Source organism: uncultured Veillonella sp., assembly GCF_937981445.1.
Taxonomy (GTDB): domain Bacteria; phylum Bacillota; class Negativicutes; order Veillonellales; family Veillonellaceae; genus Veillonella_A.
In genome coordinates this window covers 1-5,381 of the sequence record NZ_CALJON010000013.1, presented here as the reverse complement: position 1 = coordinate 5,381, position 5,381 = coordinate 1, and the positions used below count along the sequence as shown (strand labels likewise).

Sequence of the window (5,381 nt, the reverse complement as noted above, 5' to 3'; positions counted from 1 at the left end):
TATGCTATGGCGCTTATTTTGTAACAAAGGCGATACAGTTATTGTAGAGAAGCCTTCCTATTTAGGGGCGATTACGGCGTTTAATTTAACACAGGTTAATTATGTGGAAATTCCTGGCGATGGACAGGGGATGATTATGTCTGAACTTCGCAAGGCCTTAGAAACGCATGATGTGCGTTTAATTTATATTGTTACAGACTTCCAAAATCCTACTGGTATTACATGGAGTGCTAAGCGCCGGGAAGAATTAATGGAGCTTGTTAATGAATTTGAAATTCCTATCATTGAAGATAATCCTTATGGGGAATTGCGATATGAAGGGGAATATTTGCCATCATTAAATACATTTGATAAAAAAGGATTAGTTTGTAGTTTAGGTACATTCTCCAAAACATTTGCCCCAGGTATGCGTCTTGGTTGGATTGCAGCGAATCCACTTTTTATTGAAAAATGTGATTTATTAAAACAGAATATGGATTTATCTACAGCGCCATTCACACAGCGTATTTGTGCTACTTGGCTTGATAATTTTGATTTTGATGCACATGTGCAAACTATTAAAGATTTATATAAATCACGACGGGATGCCATGTTAGAGGCTATTGATGAATTCTTCCCAAAAGAAGTAAGTCATACATATCCTGAAGGGGGCCTATTTATTTGGTGTACATTACCTGAATATTTAAAATCAAGAGATATTTTAAAACAATGTATTGAAAAGCAAGTTGCCTTTGTGCCAGGGGAAGCATTTTTTACTACGGAAGGGAATACTAATTTTTTCCGCTTAAATTATTCTTGCAATAATGAAGCTGTCATTCGTGATGGAATTCAACGTATTGCTGATGTATTAAAGGCTAATTTAAAATAAAAGGCAATATAAATTTTAGAGTGATTTAAAATAAAGAGAAATTTACAATTTTAGAAAAAAGAGTGAATGTAATACTAACTCTCATAAGAGTTAAGCTATAAGACGCTAAGTGATGGCCGAGACGGAATTACTTAGCGTTTTTTATGTGAGAGTGGGTATAATACTTAAACATCCCTATATGTTATATGCTAGATATGATATTATAGTATAGGGCTTATAATTAATTACTTAGACAGGATAACTTCCTTTACTATTTGATACTAAGTCCGATTATTTGAGTAATTACTTAATGGTGAGGTTACTATGAATACAGAAGACACTAAAAATCTTTCATTAGATGACGTACGTAAGCGTATCGATGAATTAGATAAAACATTAATAGAAACATTTGAAGAACGCCTTAATGTGGTGCTTCAAATAGCTAAAATAAAAGAGGCCTCTCATGGTCGAATTTATGAACCACAACGAGAAGACATGGTAAAGAAACAGGCCGTAGAGCATCTTAAGGATAAGGATCTTAGCTCCTATGCTCTAAGTTTTATTACTAGTGTGATGGATATTAGCAAGCATTACCAAAAGAATCATATGCAGCAGCATATTTTCTTAATCGGTATGCCAGGGGCTGGTAAAACTACTGTAGGTAAGGCGTTGGCTCAAGCAGAAAGTATGGATTTCTTCGACCTTGATGCAGTCATTCAAGAGAAAAACAATAAATCTATACAAAATATCATCATTTATGATGGTGAAGAAGCATTTAGAGAATATGAGTATGAAGCGATTAAAGATATTGTGGCACATAATGGTCCATCAGTTATCGCCACTGGTGGTGGCACCGTATTGTCTGAAAAGACTGTAGACCTCATGCGCGATGCTGGTTATGTAGTATTTATCCATCGTGATGTAACTCAAATTTTAGATGATTTAGATATGGAAATTCGACCACTATTAAAAGAAAGTATCGAGTATATTTTCCGTCTTTATGAAGAACGCTACCCACTGTACGAAAAAGTTTGTCATATAAAAATCTTAAATGCGAGCACAATTTCTGATGTGGTTGAAACTATTATTCAATCCTTGCCTAAAGTGGTACGCTAATGGAAACAATTCGTGGTACGGTACAGCGACTCATATATAAAAATACAAACGATTCGTATTGTGTATTTTTATTGACTGATTATAATGAAGAGCGCCTAGTGTGCACCGCGAAGCAAGAAGCTCCTAAAGAAGGAGATGAGTTAGAAATCAAAGGGCGCTATGTGGAACATAAAAAATATGGGCCACAATTTGAAGTTCACCAGTTAGAGCGCTTAAAACCAGATACAATCTTTGGGGCACGACAATATTTAGCCAATTTACAAATACGGGGCTTTGGTGAAAAGTCCATTGAGAAAGTGATTGAATATTTTGGCATGAATGTAGTGGAATTGCTAAAGGAAGCAGATCCAGTGGAAATTTTAGAGGTTCCTGGCCTTCGTAAAAGTGTAAAAGAAGAATTGTATAATACCTTACGAGGTGAGGGGATTCTTGTTGATATTAATGCTTTTTTAGAAGGGGCTGGTCTAAGTTCACGGTGGAGTCGCAAATTATATACTCTCTATGGAGCCGCAGCTATTGATGTGCTAAAGGATAATCCATTTAGGCTTATGGATTTAGATAGTGCCATTACATTTTCCATGGCTGATACCTTGCGAGGGGCCCTTCAGATTTCACCCGATGATCCACGTCGATTAGAAGCGGCTTTACTTACGGTCTTAAAAGGGGTAACTGACAATGGTCATTGCTGCTATCCTGTGGATGAATTAATTCGTCAAGTGTATGAACGTCTTGATGGATATGCTGATGAAATTGCGTCACAAATAGAAGAGTTACTTGAGTATGGCCAATTAGTGAGCACTAATTATGAAGGTGTTATTTATATTTATTTACCTGAATTGTATAATGCTGAAGCATCTGGTGCGTATTTAACACAACAGATTATGGCTGAAGGCGCAGCGTTTAGTTTTGATATAACAGGTTTTATCAAGCGTTTTGAGGCGAACCAAGATATTTCACTAGGGACTGCACAAAAAAAAGCTATTGAAATGGCCTTAGAAAATAAAGTATCCCTTATTACAGGTGGTCCAGGCACAGGAAAAACGACGATTGTAAAGGCCTTAGTGGAAGCATTTCAACAGACTGAGCAAAATCGTATTGCCCTATGTGCACCTACAGGCCGTGCGGCTAAAAGACTAACGGAAGCTACTGGCTATGAAGCGACTACAATTCATCGTTTACTTATGCCTGTTGAAGGTAGTCATGGATATGATTTTAGTAAAAATGAAGATAATTTGCTGGAAGCCGACGTTATTATCGTTGATGAGGCGTCTATGTTAAATGTTCAGCTTTATTACTCATTGATGGCTGCCATACCTGAATTTTCCTATGTAATTATTGTAGGGGATGTGGATCAGCTCCCACCTATAGGTGCTGGTTTTATACTTCGCGATCTAATTGAGAGTGATATGATTCCCTATACTCGTTTAGATACTATATTTAGACAAAATGAAGGAAATCGCATCGTAGATAATGCGCATGAGATTAATGATGGCCATATGCCTGTATTAGAAGAAGCAGGGGAGTTTACCTTTATACCTGTTAATACTATTCATGATATGATGGGGCAGATTGTCTCCATATATGAACAAGAATTAGCTCATGTGGAAGATGAACTGGATGTACAAATCATATCGCCTATGCGTCGTGGTTCGGCAGGTAGTAATACCATATCTAAAGTCATTCAGCAGCGATTAAATCCTCAGGAGAAAGTAAATGAAGTAAAAGCAAATGGCATGACCTTTAGAGTGGGTGATAAAGTCATTCAAGTGCAGAATAATTATGATTTAGAAGTATTTAATGGTGAAATCGGCGTAGTCTATGCCATTAGTAAAAACTATGTATTTATACGCTTTACTGATAAAGAAGTGACAGTGCCTTTAGAGGATATGGACTCTATAATGCTCGCCTATGCAATTACAGTTCATAAAAGCCAAGGCAGTGAATATGGTACGGTGATTATTCCATTTATTCCTCCTTATGCGAATATGTTGCAGCGTAATTTGCTTTATACGGCCGTTACAAGGGCAAAAAATAAAGTCATACTCATTGGTACTAAGGGGGCTATTAAGCGCGCCGTCGATACACAAGTAGGGGAAGAGCGGTATACTTTATTTAAAGAGCGTTTACAGGGATTAGTGTAATACCAATTAGGGGGGCTGTAATGTATGGGGTTAACACATGGATTGCTTCAATTTTTGTATCCACCTCGTTGTCCACATTGTGGGCAAGCAGTTTGGCATGAAGGGGAATGGTGTAAAGCTTGTTTTGAGAAAGAATATGTTTTCCGTCATATTGAGCCTGAAGGGCTTTCACAATTACAAGAGGCCTATGTACTAAGTGCCTATGATAATGGGGTTAAAGATATTATTCGGCATATAAAATTTAATAAAAAGAAGGAGCGCAGCTTGTGGCTGGCTCCTTTTTTAATGTCATTTACCTTTGCCTTAACTTCATATTGTAAAGAGCAAAGAACTGATATAGAACATAACTCTATATTAAAATTGATAGATTATATTGTGCCCATACCTGTTAGCCCTAAGAAACAGGCTGAACGAGGATATAATCAAGTGGATGTAATTTATAAAGATTGGGTTCAAACTGTATGGGAGCCTACATATAATGTAATTTGGTTAGATTGTTTAGAGAAGAAAGATAGTACAAAGAAAATGTATTCCTTAGGGCGTGTAGAACGAAAAGCTAATGTGGAACATGCCTTTTCACTAAAAGAGGTATATATAAAGCATGAGCGCCTCAAGAATAAAAATATATTAATAGTGGATGATATTTATACAACTGGTGCTACCTTAGAGGCAGCAGCACAGGTGCTAAAAAAAGAAGGGCAGGCTAAAACTATTTATGGTTTGGCTGTTTCCGGTGGTCATACATAATAGGATAAAAGGTACAATTGTGTGTGGGGAAGATTGGGTTAGGGAATTGGGTTTAAGAAGGTCGAGTTTAGGAAATTGAGTTTAAGAAGGCTGAGTATAGGAAAACTAAGTATAGGAAAACTAAGTATAGGAAAACTAAGTATAGGAAGATGGGCTGTAGGAAATATGTATTTGGCCAAAAAGTAAAGGCGCCTCCTAGAGACGCCTTTATGCTTTATAATGTATGCTTTATATTTTATGTTTTGTATTTTATGTTTTGTATTTTATATTTTATATTTTTAGACTTAACTTGTATGCTTTACGTCGTATATATCATAATTTAAGTATTATATATTATGTGGTATATAATATTCTTAGCCAATAATTTCAATGAATGCTTTAACGATATCGGGATCAAATAATATGCTAGAGCCGCTAAATAATTCTTGCTTAGCTGTTTTCTTACTCTTAGACCAAGATTCGGTGGAAGGATTAATAGCTGAATCATAATAATCGGCAATACCAATGATTCTTGCCCCTAAGGGAATGTT

General features: G+C 36.3%; 4 protein-coding genes and 1 pseudogene. 4 read left to right on the top strand and 1 reads right to left on the bottom strand.

The annotated features are described in order from the left end of the window. The 4 genes from Q0376_RS02765 to Q0376_RS02750 form a co-directional block, all read left to right on the top strand. A partial coding sequence (locus tag Q0376_RS02765) for a PLP-dependent aminotransferase family protein (RefSeq protein ID WP_298703808.1) occupies positions 1–868 on the top strand: 868 nt, incomplete at its 5' end. Positions 869–1,171: 303 nt separating this feature from the next. Then, positions 1,172–1,963: a shikimate kinase gene (locus Q0376_RS02760; protein ID WP_298703806.1), complete on the top strand. Its 792-nt coding sequence runs from the start codon at positions 1,172–1,174 to the stop codon at positions 1,961–1,963. Continuing rightward, complete coding sequence (locus Q0376_RS02755) at positions 1,963–4,104, top strand: ATP-dependent RecD-like DNA helicase (protein ID WP_298703805.1); 2,142 nt, start codon at positions 1,963–1,965, stop codon at positions 4,102–4,104. The genes Q0376_RS02760 and Q0376_RS02755 overlap by 1 nt, the downstream gene beginning before the upstream one ends. Before the next feature lie 24 nt (positions 4,105–4,128). Beyond that, on the top strand, positions 4,129–4,851 hold the full coding sequence (locus Q0376_RS02750; RefSeq protein ID WP_298703803.1) for a ComF family protein: 723 nt from the start codon (positions 4,129–4,131) through the stop codon (positions 4,849–4,851). Positions 4,852–5,204: 353 nt separating this feature from the next. On the opposite strand, the pseudogene Q0376_RS02745 reads toward Q0376_RS02750, so the two are convergent. After that, a pseudogene (locus tag Q0376_RS02745) lies at positions 5,205–5,381 on the bottom strand (phosphohydrolase); the annotation flags it as partial.

What these genes read in the sequence shown, in the direction of transcription:
- Q0376_RS02760 (WP_298703806.1), top strand. Translation starts at nt 1,172, where the DNA reads ATGAATACAGAAGACACTAAAAATCTTTCATTAGATGACGTACGTAAG.
- Q0376_RS02755 (WP_298703805.1), top strand. Translation starts at nt 1,963, where the DNA reads ATGGAAACAATTCGTGGTACGGTACAGCGACTCATATATAAAAATACA.
- Q0376_RS02750 (WP_298703803.1), top strand. Translation starts at nt 4,129, where the DNA reads ATGGGGTTAACACATGGATTGCTTCAATTTTTGTATCCACCTCGTTGT.